The organism is uncultured Endozoicomonas sp. (assembly GCF_947495845.1).
Taxonomy (GTDB): Bacteria; Pseudomonadota; Gammaproteobacteria; order Pseudomonadales; family Endozoicomonadaceae; genus Endozoicomonas.
The window spans coordinates 42,729-61,834 of record NZ_CANMAO010000009.1 but is presented as its reverse complement, the minus strand read 5'-3'; the positions used below and the strand labels follow the sequence as shown (position 1 = coordinate 61,834).

Annotated in this window: 13 protein-coding genes; 2 read left to right on the top strand and 11 right to left on the bottom strand. The window is 44.7% G+C overall.

Annotated elements, in window-relative coordinates:
• Positions 1–10 precede the first annotated feature (10 nt).
• From Q1B11_RS08605 to Q1B11_RS08590, 4 genes are all read right to left on the bottom strand, one after another.
• Positions 11–493: a DUF4426 domain-containing protein gene (locus Q1B11_RS08605; protein WP_299730693.1), complete on the bottom strand. Its 483-nt coding sequence runs from the start codon at positions 491–493 to the stop codon at positions 11–13.
• Positions 493–1,104: a methionine biosynthesis protein MetW gene (gene metW / locus Q1B11_RS08600; RefSeq protein ID WP_299730690.1), complete on the bottom strand. Its 612-nt coding sequence runs from the start codon at positions 1,102–1,104 to the stop codon at positions 493–495. The genes Q1B11_RS08605 and metW overlap by 1 nt, the downstream gene beginning before the upstream one ends.
• Complete coding sequence (locus Q1B11_RS08595) at positions 1,101–2,246, bottom strand: homoserine O-acetyltransferase (protein ID WP_299730687.1); 1,146 nt, start codon at positions 2,244–2,246, stop codon at positions 1,101–1,103. Before Q1B11_RS08595 ends, metW begins: the two co-directional genes overlap by 4 nt.
• A gap of 122 nt (positions 2,247–2,368) precedes the next feature.
• Complete coding sequence (locus Q1B11_RS08590) at positions 2,369–2,590, bottom strand: hypothetical protein (RefSeq protein ID WP_299730684.1); 222 nt, start codon at positions 2,588–2,590, stop codon at positions 2,369–2,371.
• 334 nt (positions 2,591–2,924) lie between these two features.
• Here Q1B11_RS08590 and Q1B11_RS08585 point away from each other — a divergent pair, with 334 nt between their 5' ends.
• Positions 2,925–3,161, top strand: a complete 237-nt coding sequence (locus Q1B11_RS08585) for a cell division protein ZapB (protein WP_299730681.1) — start codon at positions 2,925–2,927, stop codon at positions 3,159–3,161.
• Between the two features lie 45 nt (positions 3,162–3,206).
• On the opposite strand, the gene Q1B11_RS08580 is transcribed toward Q1B11_RS08585, so the two are convergent.
• The 7 genes from Q1B11_RS08580 to hslO form a co-directional block, all read right to left on the bottom strand.
• A complete protein-coding gene (locus tag Q1B11_RS08580) occupies positions 3,207–5,120 on the bottom strand; it encodes an ATP-binding cassette domain-containing protein (protein ID WP_299730678.1) in 1,914 nt (637 codons plus the stop codon).
• 113 nt (positions 5,121–5,233) lie between these two features.
• Complete coding sequence (locus tag Q1B11_RS08575; RefSeq protein ID WP_299730675.1) at positions 5,234–5,851, bottom strand: hypothetical protein; 618 nt, start codon at positions 5,849–5,851, stop codon at positions 5,234–5,236.
• Positions 5,852–6,209: 358 nt separating this feature from the next.
• Entirely contained in the window at positions 6,210–6,677 is a 468-nt protein-coding gene (rsd, locus tag Q1B11_RS08570) for a sigma D regulator (protein ID WP_299730672.1), read from the bottom strand.
• A 322-nt stretch (positions 6,678–6,999) separates the two neighbouring features.
• Positions 7,000–8,574: a glutamate--cysteine ligase gene (gene gshA / locus Q1B11_RS08565; protein ID WP_299730670.1), complete on the bottom strand. Its 1,575-nt coding sequence runs from the start codon at positions 8,572–8,574 to the stop codon at positions 7,000–7,002.
• 249 nt (positions 8,575–8,823) lie between these two features.
• A complete protein-coding gene (locus tag Q1B11_RS08560) occupies positions 8,824–11,166 on the bottom strand; it encodes a Tex family protein (RefSeq protein WP_299730875.1) in 2,343 nt (780 codons plus the stop codon).
• A gap of 115 nt (positions 11,167–11,281) precedes the next feature.
• Positions 11,282–12,895 (bottom strand): phosphoenolpyruvate carboxykinase (ATP), encoded by a 1,614-nt coding sequence (pckA, locus tag Q1B11_RS08555; RefSeq protein WP_299730667.1) that lies wholly within the window; start codon positions 12,893–12,895, stop codon positions 11,282–11,284.
• A gap of 303 nt (positions 12,896–13,198) precedes the next feature.
• Positions 13,199–14,068: an Hsp33 family molecular chaperone HslO gene (hslO, locus tag Q1B11_RS08550; RefSeq protein WP_299730665.1), complete on the bottom strand. Its 870-nt coding sequence runs from the start codon at positions 14,066–14,068 to the stop codon at positions 13,199–13,201.
• Between the two features lie 217 nt (positions 14,069–14,285).
• On the opposite strand from hslO, the gene Q1B11_RS08545 reads away from it, so the two are divergent.
• Positions 14,286–19,100 (top strand): hypothetical protein, encoded by a 4,815-nt coding sequence (locus Q1B11_RS08545; RefSeq protein WP_299730661.1) that lies wholly within the window; start codon positions 14,286–14,288, stop codon positions 19,098–19,100.
• The last annotated feature ends 6 nt before the right edge of the window (positions 19,101–19,106 follow it).

The following is a 19,106-nucleotide window of genomic DNA, read 5'->3' as shown; positions in this document are numbered from 1 at the left end:
CTAAAAATCTTTACTGATAAAACGTCTGCTCAAAGCGCAATGTCTCGCTTTTCAGACTGTCTTGGGGCTTAACATCAATGACGAATTTTAGCAGTTCTTTATCGGAGAATTTGAAGTCAGCCAGATAATAAATAGCGCCGCCTTCTTTCACTTCGGAAAATTCCAACCCCTTTTTCTGGGTCAGTAAATTCATTGAGTGCCCAGCAATGGTTCCGGTCACGGCTTTACCAAGTTCGCCTTCTGACACGTCACGAATGGCAATATTCACAATGCCATAACGCTCACCACGGCGGAGATTATACTGATCCGCCACATCCGGGGTAATAAACGTGCTATTAAACGCACTGAAGTACACTTCATAGTTGCCGAACCTTTCCGGCTCGTTATCCAGAGCCCGAGCGGCTGGAATGTTATCATTTGCCTTTGCAAGGCTGGTCAGTAATACAAAGACAATAAATATCCCTGCTTGCTTCAATTGTTTGGTTAATGCCATTACGATTCCCCCTCCGCCATCGTCAAATGATAAATGGCTACTTCTCCCATCAGGTTTGGCCAGACATTGGCAAACACGCCATTTTGATATGACTGATCCACGACCATTCGGTTCAATACCCGATAATTCTTTTCCCGACACAACGCTTCAAAGTCCCGAAAGGTACAAAAGTGTATATTGGGTGTGTCGTACCAAGTGTAAGGCATGTACTTGGATACTGGCATCCGACCGTTGGCGGCCAAGTGTACACGACAGCGCCAGTGACCAAAGTTCGGAAAGGTAACAATACATTGCCGTCCAACTCTCAGCATTTCTTCCAGAACAAGATGCGGAAAGTGCATCACCTGCAGCGCCTGAGTCATAATCACAGTATCGAAACTGCCTGTTTTGAAATTCCCCAGCCCGCGATCCAGGTTCTGCTCTACAACGTTTACCCCTTTATCAATACAGGCCTCAATGTCCTGCGAATTGATTTCAAGGCCGTAACCCGTCACCTGCTTTTCTTTTTGCAATTCATACAACAACTGACCGTCACCGCAGGCCAAATCAAGCACCCGACTTGTTGGTGCCACCCATTTGCGGATGATGTCCAGATCTCCACGAGTCGTCATTGGCAATCCTCCGCCACGCGATTCATATAAGCCGCTAACCCTCGGGTGTATCTTGGAATATCCATCAAGAAAGCATCGTGTCCCTGTGGCGCATCCACTTCCAGATAAGTGACGCATCTGTCCGCTTCCATCAGCGCATCGACAATTTCCCTCGAACGCTCCGGTGAAAAACGCCAGTCGGTGGAAAACGACGCCAGAAAAAATTTAGCGGTTGCATTGCCAAGCGCCTTTGGAAGACTGTCGCCAAACTCTGCAGCAGGATCAAAATAGTCCAGCGCCCGGGTCATTAACAGGTAAGTATTGGCATCAAACATTTCTGAAAAACTTTCACCCTGATAACGAAGATAACTCTCTATCTGGAAATCCACGTTGTAGTCATAGCTCAGGCTGTCGTTTTTCATTTCCCGCCCAAACTTGGCACCCATGGAATCGTCAGACAGATAGGTGATGTGCCCGACCATCCGAGCCAGGCCAAGCCCCTTGCGGGGAATCGTGTTTTCTTCGAGGTAACGTCCATTTAAAAACTGTTCATCAGACATAATCGCCTGACGAGCCACTTCGTTAAAAGCAATATTTTGGGCTGACAGCCGAGCCGCTGACGCAATGATAACGGCGTGGCGTAATCTTTCTGGATAGGTAATAGACCATTGCAGCGCCTGCATACCACCAAGGCTGCCACCGACGACAGCCGCCCACTGACCAATACCTAAATAGTCTGCCAGCATCGCCTGACTGCTCACCCAGTCACTCACCGTGACTACCGGAAAATCAGGGCCGTAGGCTTTACCCGTTTTCGGGTTCTCACTGGTGGGCCCGGTACTGCCATGACACCCACCCAGATTATTCAGAGCAACCACAAAAAATCGATTGGTATCGATGGGTTTTCCCGGGCCAATGCAGTTATCCCACCAGCCGGGCTTGCGCTCTTCCATGGAGTGGTAGCCCGCGGCGTGATGATGGCCGCTCAGCGCATGGCAAATCAGAATCGCATTGGAGTGGGACTCATTCAGCTGACCATAGGTTTCGATCATTAGCTGGAATCCGTCCAGCACTTCACCGCAATTTAGAGCCAGAGGTTGATCAAACCAGATTGCTTTCGGCTCGACCAACCCAACTGAGTCAGAAGGGATTACTTCAGGCATTGCTTTATCAGGCTTTTTATTAGTGACCAAAACGCTCCCTCTAGCGCCAAAAGCGGCAGAGGAAACTGAAAGAAAGCAATGGGAGTGTATCCGCTAATTGATTGATTGTCAGCTCGATTGAGCTACCTGATTGTTGGCGCTTCTAATGCCAGCTCTGTAAGCGCCAGAACATGATTCAGAAAACAACCTTCAACTTGCCGCGAACAAAAATGCAGGTGTTGTGTATGAATATAATCATCCACACTCTGCCGATTCATCAGGGATACATAAAATGCTCTCAGTGCTTCATCTTCTACATTCAGATCAGAAATAATTCTGGCACAGGGCTGTGTATTTTCGTTCATTTAAAACTCCCGAAGCCTGATGCTTCTGGGTACTGCTTTGTTCCTTACAGAGGGCTCGGAATACGATATCCAAAATTCTCAAAAGCAGGCTCGAAATAGATACAAGACGCTGACTAACTATTTGAAGCCATTCAGCGTTGAACTTTCAGACAGTGTACTTATCCATTTACGGATAAATACATAAAACAAATAGAGTATAGTCAGGCTTTTCTGAGTTATTCTTATTTAAACTACTTTCGGACAGCCACACTGATACAATCAGTGCTATCGTAACTATCCGCAATAGTGCAAACTATTCAATCATCTTTCACTGTTTTTCGGTGTCATTGTCGCTATGTCTATTGAATCTCTTGGTCAGCTGGAATCAAGGCTGCAAAACCTGATAGATAAATTGGAACTGTCCAGAATGGAAGTCGAAGACCTCCGCTCTGCCAATTCCCGTCTTGAGGAAGAAAACACTCAGCTGAAACAGGAACTGTCCGCTTGGGCCGATCGTGTTTCTGCGCTGCTTGGCAAGCTTGATGTGGTTTCTGAAGAAGAAACAAGTCAGGAAGAAGAAGCAGTCGCCTGATATCAGGGGCATTCAGCCCCTGAAACTCTTTTCTTAAGAAATGATTCAACCCATTTCGGCAGATTCCAATTCTTCCAGCGCTTCCATCCAGGCTTCTTCTATCTCGACCATCTGACACTTGATATCAGCTTGTCGACCCAGCAAACCTTTTAACTGATCTTTGGCGGATTCCTCATACAACGATGAATCTGATAATGATGCTTCAACTTCCTCCAATGAAACCTGAAGACCTTCAAGCTGTTTTTCCAGATTTTCCGCTTTTTGCCTTAGCGGACGTAAAGCCTGACGTCTTTCAGCCTCCTGTCGTTTAGCATCTTTTCTTTGCTGAGCAGAACTGGACGACACACCCTTTTCTTCGGTTCTGGCTGCACGGGATTCGTTCTTTTCCCGAGTTCGTAGCTGAACTAGCCACTGGCTGTAATCTTCCAGATCACCTTCGTAACTTTCCATGCGACCATCATGTACAAGATAGAGTTCATCCGTCGTACTGCGAATCAGGTTTCTGTCGTGAGACACCAGAATCATTGCGCCTTCGAAAGACTGCAACGCCATAGTCAGTGCCAAACGCATATCCAGATCAAGATGGTTGGTGGGTTCGTCCAGCAACAACAAATTAGGTTTCTGCCAACCAATAATAGCCAATGCAAGACGGGCTTTTTCTCCACCCGAAAACCCTTGGATCACTTCAACGGCTTTATCACCGTGGAAACCAAAACCTCCCAGGAAGTTTCGTAATTCCTGCTCCCGGGCATTAGGCGACAATCGTTGCAAATGCAGAAGAGGAGTTGCCTGAAAATCGAGGCTTTCTAACTGATGCTGGGCAAAGTAACCAACACTTAAATGTTCTCCCTGATGCACTTCACCCGCGAGCAGAGGCAACTCTCCTGCCAGAGAGCGAATCAAAGTGGACTTACCCGCACCATTTGCCCCAAGCAAACCAATGCGACTACCGGGCTGGATATTCATACTCAACTGCAGCAGTGTCTTTTCGCCGTACCCCAATTCAGCCTTATCCAGAACCAGCAATGGAGACGACATTTTGTCCGACTCAGGGAACGAGAAAGAAAACGGTGAATCAACATGAGCGGCTGAGATATCTTCCAATCTTGAAAGTGCTTTCAATCGGCTTTGGGCTTGCTTGGCTTTGGATGCCTTGGCACGAAAACGCTCAACAAACTTCTCCATATGAGCACGCACTTTTTGCTGTTTCTCGAAAACGGCTTGCTGCTGTTCCAGCCTTTGAGCTCGCAGCGTTTCAAATGCAGAATAATTGCCTCGATATTGGTTCAGCGTCTTCTGTTCAATATGCAAGGTGTGATCTGTTGTCTCATCCAGAAAATCACGGTCGTGTGAAATAATCAGTAAGGTGCCTGGGTAGCGCTTTAAAAAGCTTTCCAGCCAGACAATCGCATCGAGATCCAAGTGGTTAGTCGGCTCATCCAACAACATAATATCGGATGGACTCATCAGGGTTTTTGCCAGATTCAGGCGCATTCGCCAGCCACCGGAAAAATCACTGACGCTTTTATTCAACACATCATGATTGAACCCAAGTCCATGCAATAGCTGCTCGGCACGTGATCGCGCTGTATAGCCATCGGCTCTCAATAACTGCTCATGCAAATCGGCCAGTTTGTCGTGGGCACCGGATGTTTCGGCATCGGCTATTTTCTGCTCGATTCGACGCAATTCTGTGTCACCATCAAGAACATAGTCTACCGCATTTCTACCCAGGGCTTCTATTTCCTGAGCCATATGAGCCAATCCCCGACCTTTATCAAAGTGGAGATCGCCTTTATCCGGCTGCAAATCGCCCGTCAGCAATGCGAGCAGACTGGATTTTCCACACCCATTCGCTCCAACCAGCCCAACATGCTGGCCAGAATGGATGGTAACGGAAGCATCCTCCAGCAGGAGTTTGCCGGATCTTAATAGGCTGATTGAGTTTAATGTGATCATGCCGGGCATTATATTGGGGAAGAGAGAGATTACGAACTGTTTTGGCGGGGTTTATTTCAGATATTAAAAAAGGGGGATCAAAATCCCCCTTTAGCGTAGAACATCCAACTTGATTACTTCTTCTTGGCAACTCTTCTGGCCGGAGCCTTTCTCTTAGGAGCTGCTTTACGAGCTGGCGCCTTTTTCTTAGCTGCAGGCTTTTTCTTAGCGGTTGCCTTACGAGCCGGAGCCTTCTTAGCAGCCGCCTTACGAGCAGGTGCTTTTTTCTTGGCTGCAGGCTTTCTCTTAGCCGCTACTTTTTTCTTGGCAACTTTCTTTTTAGCTACTGGCTTTTTCTTAACTACTTTTTTCTTAGCCGTAGCCTTCTTCTTGGTAGCTACCTTCTTTTTAGCAGCAGTCTTTCTTTTAGACGCTGTTTTTTTGACAGCAGCTTTTTTAGCAGTGGTTTTCTTTTTAGCAGTGGCTTTTTTCTTGGCAGCAGCTTTTTTCTTAGCTTCTGCTTTCTTTGCCGCATCTGCTTTCTTTTTAGCACTGGCTTTTGCTTTCTTCAGCGCTTCACGCGCTTTTTCCAGCTTTTTCTTCAGTGCATCAACTTCTTTTTCCCACTTCTTAACCATGTCGACTTTTCTAACAGTCTTCTTGGCTGTGGTCTTTTTCTTTGCTGTTGCCTTTTTAGCAGGTGCCTTCCTGGCAGTGCTTTTTTTGGCTGCAGTCTTCCTTGTTGCAGGCATGGGTCGTCCCTCGTTCTGAATTATCCAATCTACTAGTAGTTAGAACATCGTTATAAAAACCGAGCAATTTATACCCAGCTTTAATTCCAACATAGAGTGCTTATTCGTCATCTGCAAATTTTTTTTTAGTAATTAAAGTGTTTTTTTTACGCAAAATGATTAATTCAGGAAGTAGTCAGATGACATCCGTATTCATTGTTAATAGAAAAACACTTTATTTAAAGTATATTCTTAACAGAGATAGAAGAAGCAGTAGAAAAAGCTCAACAAAAAAAATATTCACCGAAAAATCAAAAAAATAAAAAAAGCCACAGGCATTTATACCATGCAGCTTGTTAAAAAATACGCTTAAAGCACTTTAACCAGACAGTTTTTCTCTGTGCGGTTCATGCAATATCTCTATCATTTTATCTTCCAGGCTGAACCGCTCTTCCAATGCTTCTCCAAGTTCTGAAACGGATTCCTGAAGTCTTTGAAGGGAACTGATAGACTCGCAGCTATCATTAAAGCTCAAACACTTCGAGGTATTTTCTTCTAACCTGGGAATGATATCGAGAACAAACTCGCCACTTTTATCTTTATGCTCCAGCGCTTCCTGAATTAGCTGCTCATACACTTCAAAGTGCCCTGCAGAAACATAATCCACCAGAATCTGACACAGTTCTTTTAATTTGTTCGCTACCGGGCGGTTGTCATCATCAAATTGATCCATTCCATTTATGGAACAGTAGAGCACAATCAACTCCTGTCGTTCGCTGAGCCAGCGATCAATAATTTCTGATACTCCTCCCCAGCGTTCTTTTGCCGTTTGGCAACCCTTCAGCATGATAAACAGTTCCTCTTAACAGTTAGATCTCTTCTGCGTGAACGGGACCACTTAAGTACCTTTAGTAGGTATTTAAAGTGCTAGGTTATGACACTGGATTTTTTGCGGCAAGGGTTTATTTTTCTCACCATATAAAAAAAACAATTGCAAGTTTTGCGAAATCTGCATGTTTGCTAAGGAATAGGGCTTATTAGTCTCTGGTAAATTATATTTAATTATTAAAACAGCAGACTTTAATGATAAAACAGTATTTTAATAGACTGGAAATCCTTTTCCTGATCTAAAAATAAGCCATTACCACTTACGTTCAATTCAATGAACGTTAAACTTCCGAAGCCATATATCCCTTAAGGAATTCATCAAAGCTTCTGTCATCACTACTTTCTCTGACTAATTGATCTTCAATGGATCGCCCTGCAACCTCTTCAAAATAGCTGGTACGTTCAGCGCTCAATTTTTCACTGTAGGTGATATCGGCGTGCTGTTTAGATAAAGAGAGCATGAATTCCAGATACCCCATACCCCCAGACTGTAATGCACTCAGCACCTTTGCAGATGGCGTTAAGGATACATCCTCAAGCTTCGCCTGTTCTCCATGGATACTGTCTGCAAACAATGAGCGCTCATTGGCTTCATCCAGCAATTGAGCGATAGGCAACATTTCTTCCAGTAGCTGGGTTCCCCATTTTTTCATGGAGAGCATCTGACCTGCATTTTGAAGTTCCAAATCTGGACGACGACCTTCCAGCACAACGCGCTTAAAGTTACCCGTAATTTCCATGCATTCCGCTTCAAGAATCGGCTTACTAGGTTGGAGCGCACAATAAAGAAGGAAGACATCAAGAAAGTGCGCGTCTTGCTCACTCAATCCAAGAGGTTCAAACGGATTGATGTCCAGACAACGCACTTCAATATACTCAACACCTTCATTACGAAGAGCGGTAACCGGCTTTTCACCGGAACGAGTAACCCGTTTAGGACGAATATTGCTGTAATACTCGTTTTCAATCTGCAACACATTAGTGTTCAGTTGTAGATACTTATCACCCGACTTCAAGCCAATCGCTTCATAAGGCGGATAAGGCGTGCGAATGGCTTTGGTCAGACAATCAACGTATTCATCCAGCGTGTTATAGCAAATGCTTAAGGATGACTGCGCATCATTGCTATAACCCATATCACTCATACGGAGTGAGGTTGCGTACGGAAGATACAGAGCGTCATCGTCCAGTGCTTCCAGCCCGGACTTTTCACCGCCCTCAGCATCATCAGCAAAAAAGCTTCTGTGCACGACAGGTGAGGCACCAAACAGATACATTAATAGCCAAGAGTAACGGCGGAAGTTTCGAATCATGCCGAAATAACCAACGGACACACGATCCGCGTCTTCAACATCTTCGCCTATCACGTCCCAAAACGCTTCAGGCAGTGAAAAGTTATAGTGTATGCCCGCGATAGTCTGCATCGGCTTACCATAGCGATGCCACAAACCTTCCCGGTACACGCTTTTCATGGTGCCAATATTGGAGCTGCCATATTGGGCGATAGGAATATTTTCATCACCTTCCAACAAGGGCGGCATACTGCCAGGCCAAAGCAACTCACCATCAATATTTTGCCAGGTGAATTGATGCAATTGCTGCAAGAAAGTCAGAGTATCATCTACGCGACAATGTACAGGGGTTATAAACTCAAGCAGTGCTTCGGAGTAATCGGTGGTGATGTAAGGGTGGGTCAGCGCCCTGCCAAGGGATTCATTATGAGAGGTTTTGGCAAGACGTCCATCAGACGTGACTCTGAGACATTCCCGTTCAATCCCGTGACAAATACCACGAAGCATCGAGTTATTAGCATGGGACCGGAGCAGCTCCAGACGATCCTGATAATCAGTAGCCAATGTAAAAATCCAATAATTAGGTCAAGTATCAGTGCGATAATTCCGGGGAGGAGCACGACACCTGAAAGCAGTAATCAGTTTAGTCTTTGATCACGTTCTTTAAAGAAGTAATGATAACAGCGCCACCCTATAAAATCTTTTACTTCCTGCGGTCCAATACAAAGAGCCTGTTTAGCAGAAAGCCAGACACATCATGCATCTGGCTTTCTGTTATTGGTAGCAACTGTCGTTTATATGGCCTTCAAGCCATCACTTACGCAACTGCTTTGCATTTGCGAAGATATCCGCAAGAGTTCCACCGGCGTTTTGCTGTTTCTTACTTCGGCTTGCAGGCTGACTTGCCCCTTGCGGTTTACGACCTGCAGGTTTGTCTGACTGGGTTTTACGAGGTTGCTGACGAGCTTCTGCAACCTGCTCAGCTTTATCAGACATTCTCATGGTCAGACCAATACGCTTACGCGGCACATCCACTTCCATCACTTTTACTTTGACAATGTCGCCTGCTTTCACCACCTCAGCAGGGTCTTTGACAAAGTTTTCAGACAGCGCAGAGATGTGTACCAGACCATCTTGATGCACGCCCACATCAACAAACGCACCAAAATTAGTGACGTTGGTCACGACACCTTCCAGCTCCATGTTCAACTTAAGATCACGGATATCTTCGACGCCATCTTTAAACTCTGCGGCTTTAAAGTCAGGGCGTGGGTCACGGCCTGGTTTGTCCAGTTCAGCAATGATGTCAGTAACCGTTGGCACACCGAAGGTTTCATCGGTGAAGTCAGCAGCGTTCAACGTTCTCAGGAAAGCTGAGTCACCAATCAAGCCACGAACGTCACGTTGTGAATTTCCGGCGATTCGTTCAACCAGCGGATACGCTTCCGGGTGAACGGAAGAACTGTCCAGTGGGTTTTCGCCATTCATCACCCGCAGGAAACCCGCAGCCTGTTCGAAGGTTTTCTCACCGAAGCGGGTCACTTTCTTCAGATCTTTACGGCTTTTGAACGTACCGTTTGCATCACGATACGCAACAATGTTGTCAGCCAGCGTGCGGTTCAAACCGGATACTCGAGCCAGCAATGGGCTGGAGGCGGTATTCAAATCAACACCAACGGCGTTTACACAATCCTCTACCACCGCTTCCAGAGAGCGCGATAGATTTGTCTGGCTAACATCGTGCTGATACTGACCAACACCAATGGCTTTCGGTTCAATCTTCACCAGCTCCGCCAATGGATCTTGCAGACGACGGGCGATGGATACTGCGCCACGGATAGAAACATCCAAATCCGGGAATTCACGGGCAGCCAATTCAGAAGCGGAATAAACCGATGCGCCTGCTTCGCTGACCACAATTTTGGTCAGATTCAGTTTTGGATAGCTGCGCATCAGTTCAGCCGCCAGACGATCTGTCTCACGGGAAGCAGTGCCATTACCAATACTTACCAGCTCTACCTGATGAGTGAGGCACAATGTTGCCAGAGTACCCAGCGCTTCTTTCCACTTCTTCTGTGGTGCGTGTGGATAAATTGTCGTGTATTCCACCAATTTGCCGGTGCCATCCACAACGGCAACTTTTACGCCGGTTCTCAAACCTGGGTCTAAACCAAGTGTTGGACGCAAACCAGCCGGTGCCGCCAACATCAAGTCTTTCAGGTTTTTAGCGAAGACTTTGATGGCTTCTTCTTCAGAGTTTTCGCGAATGCGGGTCATCAGCTCGGTTTCCAGCTGAGACAGTAACTTCACCCGCCATGTCCAACGAACCACATCTTTCAGCCAATCGTCACCCGCACGGCCTTTGTGTTCCACTTTCCAGAAATCAGCAACCAACTTTTCACAAGGATGAGTAGCGCGACGGTCTTCCGGCTCATCAGCCAGTTTAATGCTGGCCTGAAGCACACCTTCGTTGCGACCACGGAAAATCGCCAGAGCACGGTGAGAAGGCACACGTTTCAGTGCTTCGTCGTGCTCAAAGTAATCTCGGAATTTTGCGCCTTCTTCTTCCTTACCTTCCACACCACGGCTGCTAAGAATGCCATCGTTCCAAAGCAGGTCACGGAGCTTGCCAAGCAGCTCAGCGTTTTCGCTGAAGCGTTCCATCAGAATGTAGCGAGCGCCTTCCAGTGCTGCCTTCACATCGGCAACGCCTTTCTCTGCATCAACAAATGCAGCAGCTTCTGCTTCAGGATCTTTTTCAGGCGTATCGAACAACATATCTGCCAGAGGTTCCAAACCTGCCTCACGGGCAATCTGAGCCTTGGTCCGACGCTTAGGCTTGTAAGGCAGATAAAGATCTTCAAGACGGGTTTTGGTGTCAGCGGAACGAATGTCCTTTTCTAACTCAGGGGTGAGCTTTTCCTGCTCAATAATACTTTTAAGAATGGTTTCGCGACGGTCTTCAAGCTCACGAAGATAACGAAGACGTTCTTCCAGCGTTCTCAGCTGAGTATCGTCCAGACCGCCAGTGACCTCTTTACGATAACGGGCAATAAAAGGAACCGTGGACCCATCATCCAAAAGTTGTACCGCACTGGTGACCTGTTCAGGTCTCGCACCTAACTCTTCCGCAATACGCTGAGAGATACTCTCCATCAAATCACACTCATTACCAGTGAAAACGGTCAATTATAACGAAGCCTGCACACCTTGGAAGCATAAAAAAAGGGAAGACAGTGCTTCCCTTTCATCCGGCATCACAATTGTGATGTCAGTCCAGTGACGGACCTGCGGCTACCAGCGCCTTACCTTCGTCATTGTCTGTGAACTTCACGAAGTTGGTAATGAAGCGATCAGCCAGATCTCGAGCCTTGCGTTCCCACTCAGCTGGATCTTCGTAGGTGTCCTGAGGGTTCAGGATACCATCGTCCACACCTTCTACCTGTTGCGGCACGTGCAAACCAAAGAATGGCAGAGCGTTGGTTTCCGCTTTATCGATAGAGCCATCGAGGATTGCATCAATAATTGCGCGAGTCGCTTTGATGGAGATGCGTTTGCCAGAACCGTTCCAGCCAGTGTTCACCAGATACGCAGTGGCACCGTTGGCTTCCATCTTCTTCACCAACTCCTGCGCGTAGCGGGTTGGGTGAAGTGACAGGAACGCCGCACCAAAGCAGGATGAAAACGTTGGTGTTGGCTCAGTAATACCACGCTCGGTTCCCGCCAGTTTGGCAGTGAAGCCTGAGAGGAAGTGGTATTTGGTTTGCTCTGGCGTCAGGCAAGAAACCGGAGGCAAAACACCAAAGGCATCAGCAGTCAGGAAGATCACCTTCTGAGCATGACCAGCTTTGGAAACGGGCTTAACAATGTTTTCAATGTGATAAAGCGGGTAAGAAACCCGGGTATTCTCGGTTTTGGAGTTATCGTCAAAATCGATTTTACCATCGGCGCTCACAGAAACGTTTTCCAACAAGGCATCACGGCGGATGGCGTGGAAAATCTCCGGCTCATTTTCTTCTCTGAGGTTGATGGTTTTGGCGTAGCAGCCACCTTCAAAGTTGAAGATACCATCGTCGTCCCAGCCGTGCTCATCATCACCAATCAATGCGCGTTTTGGATCTGCGGACAGTGTCGTCTTACCGGTACCAGAAAGACCGAAGAAAATAGCAGTATCACCATCTTCACCAACGTTGGCAGAGCAATGCATGGAGGCGATGCCGCGCAGTGGCAACAGGTAGTTCATAATCGAGAACATACCTTTTTTCATTTCGCCGCCGTACCAGGTTCCACCGATTACCTGAATCCGTTCAGTCAGGTTAAAGGCGACAAAGTTCTCAGAGTTCAGCCCCTGTTTTTCCCAATTCGGATTGGTGCACTTGGCGCCGTTCATCACGATGAAGTCTGGCTCAAAGCTTTCCAGATCAGCAGCATCTGGGCGAATAAACATATTCTTCACAAAGTGCGCCTGCCAGGCCACTTCAGTGACAAAGCGAACACTCAGGCGCGTTTCCGGGTTGGCTCCGCAGAAACCATCAATGACGAATAAGCGTTTACCAGACAGTTGATTGGTTACCAGACCTTTGAGATCGGCCCAGATTGCTTCGGTAATGGGTTTGTTATCGTTTTTACCTTGATCCGACCACCAGATAGTGTCACGTGTGGTGTCGTCTTTTACGATGAACTTATCTTTAGGAGATCGACCGGTGAAAATACCGGTGTCCACTGAGACCGCCCCCATTTCGGTGACAATGCCTTTTTCATACCCCTCCAGCTCTGGCCGGGTTTCTTCCTGAAACAGTATTTCATAGGAGGGGTTATAGACAACTTCCGGGACATCCGTAATCCCAACTGCAGCCAGGGCTTCCTTTACGTTTACATGGGTCATGCAAAGTTCTCCTAAGGCAATACTCAACTTAACGTTTTATGATGTTAAATTATGATAATTCTTGTGGCGCAGATAATAGGGCATTCGGCTAGTTATTGAAATATAAGTACCAGTGTTTCTGGAGGAAAATCGCCCTTTATTTTGCGCCGATTGTTAATCGAGCACTAATGACAGTAATCCTTTATAAGGATCGATATTTTGCTGCAGATCAATTTTTCGAAGAACGGTAGAGAGAAATCCACCCGGAATAATGGCAAAGAGGCAGGAGCCACAGTGGCATCCTGACTCTCCCATTATAAACTGTCAGTGCAGAGGTGTTTTATGGCTGAAGATCGCATCAATATCGTCTTTACCAAAAGCATATTGCTGATTACAGAACTGGCAATCCATAGCAACCTGCCCTTCTTCTTCAACAATCGTTTCGACTTCTTTACGGTCCAAAGTACTGATGATTTTCGCGCTGCGCTCCCAGGAACAAGTGCAGGCAAACTTAACCGGCTCGCTATCGAATACCCGAACGGTTTCTTCATGGAAAAGACGAACTAATAAAGTCTCATGATCCAAATCCAGTAACTCTTCAGCCTGAGTGGTTTCTGCCAGAGCCGTCATGCGATTCCAGGATTCAGAGCGGTCTTCTTCAGAAAGCTCAGCACTGGCGGGCAGAGCCTGCAGTAAAAAGCCTGCAGCCGTTTTGCCATCACAGGCCAGCCAAAGGCGCGTTTTTAACTGAACGGACTGGGTAAAATAATCCTCAAGGCTGGCGGCCAGACTCTCTTTTTCCAGAGGCACAATCCCTTGATATCGTTGACCTTTTACCGGATCGACCGTAATCAGCAGGCTCGCCCTGCCCAGCAAATCCTGCATGGACGATTCGGTGATACCTTCTTTAAACTGAGCCACTGCACGGAAGGACTTTTGATCTGTACACTCCACCATCAAAAGGGATAGCGCGCCTTCGCCACGAGCCTGAAGCGTCAAAAGCCCGTCAAATTTCAGAGTTGTACTCAACAATACTGCGGAGGCAATCAACTCTCCCAGAAGCTTACGAATTACTTCCGGATAGTCATGGGAGGCCAGCGCAGCCACATAACTTTCATTCAGAGAAACCACTTCTCCACGAATATCCGTGTTTTCAAAAAGGAAACGCTGAACTGCGTTATCACTTCTACTCATCAGTCAAATTCCAAAATCGCCACCGTCTCTGCTCCAATATTATGATGCTGTTTGACCATTCATAATGGCAGAAAAAACGATAAATATTCAATAAAAACAATTGATTATATAACAACCAAAGATCTAAATCTTCCTGCTACTTATAGCTTATATATATCAAAATTCACTCAGCTATACTCAGATAATGTAAAAACAAGCGACTATAGAGAGCACAAGGATGGCAACTAAACCAACAAATGCAGGTGGGGTTAATCCATTACAAAGGGTTCATCACGACGAGCTAACCGAGCAAGAGCCTTCGAAACAGCCTGCTCACCAAAAACCTGTATCAAACTTTATACCACCAGCCGAGCATGACATAGAGGGCACAGGTCTTCATGAGCGGCTCGTAGAGAATCAATCAAACTCACCAGAAGCACTGGAAAACTTGCTCCGAACGGAAAAAGATTATCTGGCGACGCTTGAAGAAAAAAGTGATTTATTAAAATCACTAGAAAGAATAAAACCGCTTGTTGGCGACTTAGGCAGTCTTAAAAATAATCTATCACGCTTAAACAAAGATTTTGGCTTCTCGATTTCTTATCAATACGAGGGTATCAATGGAGAAGATGTGTCTATCATTCCTCCTGATAGTAAACTCAATGAGGCAGAGCTTTTCAGATTACTCGGCGAGCTTGGCATTCAAATCAAAAAAATGGATGATGCGTTCAAAGACGAAAAACTTACAACACTATCAAAAAAGATAAAGAACGATATAGAAAATACAACGGCCGAACTTCTCGAGCTCAAACCTGAATCTGAAGAAATCACATACAAACCTAAGAGCAAAGAAGTAATAGATATCACCCCATACTTGCCTGATTACCCAACAAGATCGAATCTTGAAATGAGAGCACCTAATGCTAGCGATAATAATTCTGGCGGGCATTTCAAACTCTACAACCTGAATAAACAACAGCATAAACCTTCTGACCGAGAAGCCAAACTGCCAAGTCGCCCTAAAGAAGCAACGAGTGCAAAAACACCAAAAACGTTACCACATTCTTTACCAGACCCTGTATTGAGAGATCTGGCAGACACGGGTGAAACAATACCTAAAGAAATACCAGCATTAACAGCGCCATCTTTCGCGACTCCCCCGAGAGCAACACCCCCTTCAGATTACTTCTCTCGTGATGAAGCCGACATTATTTTTGCAAAAAATAAAGTTGACTTCCAGGATACAAAATTTGAATTACTGAGTAATCCTGAACGTGTCGGTAACATTCAATCTATCGCCTGGGTAGTTCTTGACAAAGACCAGGAGAGTGAATCAGATTTTTTTGCCGGACAAATTAATAGCCAACTCAACAAAGATTCATCAACTGCTCTTTTAAAAAATCTTAAAGATATAATGTTTAAAGAAATACAACTTAAGCGAGAGCAAAAAAACCCTCTGGATAAGTATGATGTTTTAGAAATAGTACACAAAGCCTTTGCAAGCAGTGGGCTTTCATCAGAAAGCAACAGTAAAGAGCATTTCAACATCTATTTAATGCTTGACAAAAAAAACTACTTAATCAATCGTGGTGACATTGAACTATGCTGTATCCCTCATTATTTCCCCGATGAAGTTAAAAACATCCACCTTGGCAATACTGATTCAGAAATACAATCTATTCTCAGACAAAAAAACTTTTGCCAACAGCTTAAAGAACCAAACCTTTTACCTGCGATTACAGAGCTTCCAGATGATGACGACACAGAGGACAAAGATAAACGCACACACTATTACTGCTTCCAAAAGAACCGAAACTCTCAATTCTTAAATGACACATCTCCTCTTAGTAATTATGTCAAAAAGGCTAAATGTGACGGTGCCACCACTTCAGAGAAAATCACTGATGGACTTGTACCGATAATCGAAGAATTAAATGGGGGGGAGTCTGTCAGCAATACGCCTCTGGTTTTGTTCAACTTCAATATAGATCCTACTCATGATGAAGGTTTCCGTACTCCTTCACCATCGGACGATGACTTCAGCAGTGATGACGATACTGCTGACAAAACACCTGCAGCCTCTTCAGATTCATCAGAGTTCTCTTCTGAAACATATTCCTTGAGTGCTTCAGAAGGTTCTGATGATCAACTAGTTTCTTTGACAACACACTTAGACCCAATAAAAGCTGCAAAGGTATCGCAAACAATACCTCCAAGTCTGGCTGATAAGAATCACACTGAAGATGAAGACGTTTTCGAAAATGACAGTAGATACCCTGCCGATGAAGGGCTGCCGAAGACCTTTCCGCCACCAGAACAGACGATACCGTTTAAGAGTGACGCCACCAGCTCTTTTGACCACTTGGTCAACGCAGAAGATGAAAATAACTGGAAAACAAGAGTCTCTAAAAGAAGCAGAGCTCCTAGACCTGAACAGGTACCAGCATCAGATCGCAAAACATTTAAAGAACAGCAAGCAGAGTACCTCAATGCAGAGATGGAACAAAGTAAGGGTAAACTATCTGGGACAGCTTTAAGGCGACAACAAAAGCTTGCCTTCATAGCGAATTTAAATAAAACAGCAGAAGAAACGGAAAAACACACTCTACCAGACAATGAAGCTGGCCATGCTGTTGTAGATATAAAAGAACCTGAAAGTGATGGCGAGTCACCTTCAGGGCAATTCAATGCGGTAGCAAGCTTTAACGCAGATGCACCCTTATCATCACTCACTAGTTCGGATGATTCATTATTAAGATCCTATGGTGGTGAAACCTCAGATGCTAGTTACAATGTCGATCAGCCTAATGACGATTATTATACGGATACAAACTCTTCTGCCCCCGAGAACATAAACTCAAGTAACACTTCGTTAGATGAAACTCCACCTTTAGCCAAAACCAATAGTTTCATGAATGAAGAGCATATTACAGGATTAGAGAACTGGAAAAATCGACGTAAAGAGTTACCCAGTTATAAAGACAGAAAAGAGAGCACTGCTGGCACGACAATGTATTCACAACCAACATTGCCTAACGATAGAGCTAATAATAGCTCAGCATCCTTGGTCGCAGGGCATGGGGTTGCGTATAGAAACACCCCATTTACTAATACTACAGAGGCCTCCCCTACTGATTTAACACCTGCAACAAGTAATCGATTAGGCATTCCTGTCGAACAGGGCTCCTCATCGTTCTCTGACATAAAAGGTAGCTCTGATTTAACTGATCAAGCCCCTAATGGCAATACCGTTACTGGAGCAACAGGTAACACTCAACCTTGGAATCGACTTACTGGTCAGGTTCCACCTTTCGGTGCGACAAACGACGTCTCTGAACCTTCCCCTATTCCTTTAAAAAATCGCTACCCTGCCCCATCAATAAAAAACAGGACCGGCTCGACTTTAACAACGATAGTCGAAGAGGAAGGGGAAGGGGAAGGGGAAAATAAGACCGACGGATTAGAAACCAGCAATAACGAGCAGTTTTCTGATAAAAATTCTTCCACAGAAACACTTACAAAGAAGAACTCCAATTTAGAAAAAAGAGAGGTAGAAATCAGAAACATATCAACACAAACAATAGATGAACTGACACAGGATGAAGAACAAGATGTGATCAATGAAGATTCTAAGCCAGCTCCACCTCCACCTCCACCTCCTCCACCACCGCCACCGCCACCGCCACCAAAAGCATCCGGAAATGAATCATCCAAAGATGATGCACAGCTTGCAGAACAGATAAAAATCAAAAATATTGGTGCCGATATATTGAGCCCTGATATTATAGAAAAAATATCAGAAATAGCATTAGACCTTGCCAATCAAAAAACAAAAGCTGCCAAACCTAACACCAGCGTTGACAAAAAAACCAACACGATTATTGCCACACAAAAGCTTCAAAATGCAACAATCGCAATTAGCAAACTCCAAAAAGCAAGTCTCACTTTAGAAAAAATTGAAGCGGCAGCTGAAGAATTGGATTTAGACTCATTGAATGATGAAAAAGCAGACATGATTTTACAACTATTTAGCTTATCTAGCAAAGACATGGAAGATTACAACACAGCTATAAATGAAAGCTACACACCAACGGAAGACGAAGAATTCCTGTATGCGGTAAACTCAAACCAGAAACTAAAAGACAGAATGCAGCTTATTAAAGACATACATGAAAACGCAAACATTAAAACAACTGATGATAAAGTAACACAAAACACAATGAAACTCTCCTCTGTATTACAGGCAATAGCAGAAAGAACAGATTCAAAAACATTTATCGCAATGTCACAAAGACTATTAACCACATCAATTGAAAGATATCAAAAAAACTTAATAACCATTGAATCTGTAAAAACTGGGCTTGAAACAAGGACTGGATTAACAGCAACAGATAATGGAAAAAAATACATCAGATACTTAATAGAACTAATAGAAGAAAAGGACAGCATTAAAGATTTATTAAAATTACCAGAAATCCTACCCCTAATAAAAGGAACCTATGAAATAGAATTTTCAAGCACAACCACAAGAATCAAAGAACTTACAGGAATAATAAAAAGGCTGAACAGCATAGTTGACAGTAAAGACCAAAACACAAACATAGAGACAGCAAAAAAATTAATAACTAGAGCCAACAGATCTATCGAAAATTTAGAAGCACAGATAGTATCAATCAACAAATACTATAAAGAACTAATCAAACTATTCAATCCAGCAAAAAAAGAAAAACTACTGAAAGACTTGGAGAAAAAACCGAAAGAATATGACTTCAAGATGCTAAAATCATTTGAAGACATTTTGATTTTAATGAAATCTGAAATTGAACAAAAAACAAGAGAAGAAAACATAAAAGCCACACAAGAAAAGACCAAAGAAAGGAAGGCGCAAATAAAAGAATCAAAAGCTAAAAATGAGAGCCTGGCCAAAGAAAGCCTAATCAAAGAAGCCAATAACCTTAACTTACATCTTGACTTTCTTTCAAAATCCAAGAGACGCAGAGGAGCAAAAAGTCGAGGACCACGCACAGAACCTGATACTAAAAGAGAACGTTAATAGCTA